Raw genomic sequence first — 3,390 nt, 5'->3', positions numbered from 1 at the left:
ACCAAAGGCCGTTGGGAACAATTTTGGGATCGTATTAATCAAGCAGGATTAATTGGTCTGGCAGAAATTTGCTAGTTATTTATAAGAAGCAAGCAGTACATTAATTCGAGGTCATACCCTTTTCAGCGTATACATAATAAGGACCTTTTCCAGTAACCGAAACCACGACTTTGATATCGTAGGGTATTTTTAAGGTTTGATTCATTGCTGCCACTATTTCTTGTAAACGGCCATCCTGGCGTAAATATTTTGCAATCGCTTGATATTCAGGCTTAGGATCATCTCTAATCTCGAGAATGAATTTACCTTTATCAGAAGCAGATGGCACAGCGGTTTGTTCCTTCTTCACCGCAGCTAAATCACTAAACTCTTTGGGACTTAAGTTAGCAGTAGAATCGCACTGCTTTACGAGTTGCAAAGATTGCAGCCGCACTTCTTTAGGCGATAAACCATCATATTTGGCTACAATTTCTGTAAGCTTAGGGCTTGCACATTTACAAATCATTGCGGAATTAAAATTTGGGTCAACGGGTTGAAATGACCCCATCAATCCAACCCAAGAACTATCGCAAATATTCTCTAGGCTTGCTTGATCGTAAGTATTAAAATACACAGCTCGACTTGCTGAGTTTGCTAATACACCTGCCGTCGTACAGGTTTGCGATGCTTGGCGGTAAAAGGTTTCATATTCATAGGTATTAATGTAATTACCAGGATGATTTTGCTTGTATTCAGTTAAAACATCTGCCAAACAAGCACAAACTGCTTTTCCCACATGGCGATGATGCCCCTTCTGCTCATAACTCCATTGATCACTGCAGACTTTTTGGAAATTGAGCCAATCTTTATAAGTAGTGTCAGCAGCGAAAAGATTGGGGGATAGAGTACAAAACACTCCTAAAAAGAATCCTTTTAAAAGGCAGCGCACAGTAATCTCCATTGATTAATTAAAACCCACTCTTTTAACTTAGCATATGCTAATTGTTTTTGTTAGTAATTCCACTCGTCTACTGTCGACAAAGCAATGCAAAACAGAGTATAATTCGTTCACTTTTTTTACAGTATAGAATTTTATGAATCATAAAGTAGGCTTTGCTAGTTTAGGTTGTCCAAAAGCGTTGGTCGATTCAGAGCGTATTATTACCCAATTAAGGGCGCAAGGTTATGAATTAGCCTCTAATTATCAAGATGCAGGAGTGGTAGTAATAAATACTTGCGGCTTCATAGATAGTGCCGTTAAAGAATCTTTAGATACCATTAAAGAGGCCATGGCAGAAAACGGCCGGGTAATTGTAACAGGCTGTCTTGGCGCTAAAGCTGATGTCATCAAAGAGGCCTGTCCTGATGTACTGCACATCAGTGGGGCTCATGCTTATGAAGAAGTGGTTAATGCAGTTCATCAACATCTGCCACCACCAGTAGACCCATTCATGCAACTAATTCCCCCACAAGGCATTAAATTAACACCTCGTCATTATGCCTATTTAAAAATTTCCGAAGGCTGTAACCAAAAATGTACTTTTTGTATTATTCCCACCATGAGAGGCAAATTACAAAGTTATCCTTTAGCACAAGTACTGACGGAGGCTAAAAAATTAAAAGAAGCAGGTGTTAAGGAATTGCTGGTTATTTCTCAAGATACCAGTGCTTATGGTGTTGATACGCGTTACCAAGCAGTCGAATGGCAAGGAAAGACTATTAACACCCGTTTTTACGAATTATGCGAGCAACTAGGTCAATTAGGCATATGGGTCAGACTTCATTATGTCTACCCTTATCCCCACGTAGATGAGATTATCCCCTTAATGCGGGACGGCTTGATTCTACCCTATTTGGATATTCCCTTACAGCATGCAAGTTCTCGTGTTTTAAAAGCCATGAAACGACCAGCGAGTAGTGAGAACACTTTGGCACGGGTCGCTTCTTGGCGTGAGGTTTGCCCTGAAATTACCTTGCGTTCAACCTTTATCGTAGGTTTTCCAGGCGAAACCGAAGAAGAATTTGAAGAATTATTAGAATTTTTAGAGGAAGCTCAACTGGATAGAGTAGGCTGTTTTAAGTATTCACCCGTGCAAGGTGCTAAAGCTAATGAGCTGGATAATCCGGTCTCCGAAGAAGTTAAAGAAGAACGCTACCACCGCTTTATGCAGCTACAAGCAGAGATAAGCCGAAGCCGCCTTGCTAAAAAAATCGGTAGCCTGCACACTGTCTTAGTTGATGAAGTGAACGCTGAACAGATCATTGCGCGCAGCAAAAGTGACGCTCCTGAAATTGATGGTTTAGTCTATCTAGCCTCCACAGCGGAGGTAAAAAAAGGCGAATTTATTGATGTACGCATTACAGATAGTGATGACTACGATTTATATGCCGAGATTGTTTAATTCATAAATATCGTCTTTGCGAGCAAAAATAATCTTCTTGACTCGCAAAGAGGATGATAAATCCCCCTCTTTTAAAACAAAAAAATCATTTTTTTCAATTTATTCCACAAAATAAATAATTTTTATCATCTTTACACTTTCTTCACAAAATTTAAGTCTAAATTTAAAGCATAGAGCTGTAAAATAAAACATTATATCAGGTGGGTAACTTATTATGACTATTCATGTATTTGTAGGTGTTGGACCAGCGAATTTACACCGCGCGTTAAAAATTCAAAAAATGGACCCCAAAGCCAAGCTTGTGTTTATCGACGATAGGATTAATGAAGCCAAACGTGAAATCGATAGAGAACCTGCCCGTGCGAATATTTTTCGTTTTGAAACAGATGATGTCACTGACAAATTAATTCGCGATGGAGTTCGTGAAGAAGATCTTGAACCTTTAATTTATAAGCGTGAGTTCTCAGTTGCCAAAGGCTTTCAAGAAGGTGACGATCGGGTTTTTTCTAGTAAACCATTCACGCAAATTCAAATTCGTGATTTACAGATACTCCTGATGCAAACCATGGACCGTAAAGGTGGTTCTAATCGGCCATTAATGCTTAAGAAGAAATTAGATCTAGAAAATGAAAAGGTAATGCAAGATGAGATTGCTAAAATACTTCATGAGCACCGCGAAGAATTAGACATTAATCCCCATGAGCTTAATTTACAGATTCATGTGGCGACTGGCGCTTTAAGAGGTGATGCAGAAAAGGCTGAAATTATCTATCCCGATAAAGCCAGTCATAATATGCAAGCGGCTACTGATGATGTCCAAGCGATGACCGTAACCCCGCTCCATGGCACAACGACCTTCTTCATACCGGAACCCCATAAAGAATTTTTAGATAAGTTACTCATGTTACGCACATAAACTTGTAGTTTGACTAAAAAGCATTAGAATTCCGCCCTTAATTTTAGGGAGGGAATTAAATGGATATGCTTGATCTTTATAGTGATTATTTGA

3 protein-coding genes are annotated in these 3,390 nt (G+C 39.2%); 2 read left to right on the top strand and 1 reads right to left on the bottom strand.

Annotation, left to right across the window (positions count from 1 at the left end):
- Positions 1 to 100 precede the first annotated feature (100 nt).
- On the bottom strand, positions 101 to 928 hold the full coding sequence (locus ELY15_RS14750) for a hypothetical protein (RefSeq protein ID WP_127101350.1): 828 nt from the start codon (positions 926 to 928) through the stop codon (positions 101 to 103).
- Between the two features lie 145 nt (positions 929 to 1,073).
- Between ELY15_RS14750 and rimO the strand changes: the two genes are divergently transcribed.
- Positions 1,074 to 2,381 carry a 30S ribosomal protein S12 methylthiotransferase RimO gene (gene rimO, locus ELY15_RS14745; protein ID WP_127101348.1) on the top strand — a complete coding sequence of 436 codons (1,308 nt, stop codon included), beginning with the start codon at positions 1,074 to 1,076 and terminating at the stop codon, positions 2,379 to 2,381.
- 214 nt (positions 2,382 to 2,595) lie between these two features.
- Positions 2,596 to 3,297, top strand: a complete 702-nt coding sequence (locus ELY15_RS14740) for a hypothetical protein (protein WP_127101346.1) — start codon at positions 2,596 to 2,598, stop codon at positions 3,295 to 3,297.
- Positions 3,298 to 3,390: the final 93 nt, after the last annotated feature.

Origin of the sequence: Legionella sp. km772 (assembly GCF_003989735.1) — a bacterium.
Taxonomy (GTDB): domain Bacteria; phylum Pseudomonadota; class Gammaproteobacteria; order Legionellales; family Legionellaceae; genus Legionella.
The sequence above is the reverse complement of the archived record's forward strand: the minus strand, read 5'-3'. Positions and strand labels throughout refer to the sequence as shown.

Bases quoted from the DNA above. Each gene is read 5' to 3' on its own strand.
- ELY15_RS14740 (WP_127101346.1), top strand. From the start codon at position 2,596: ATGACTATTCATGTATTTGTAGGTGTTGGACCAGCGAATTTACACCGC.
- rimO (WP_127101348.1), top strand. From the start codon at position 1,074: ATGAATCATAAAGTAGGCTTTGCTAGTTTAGGTTGTCCAAAAGCGTTG.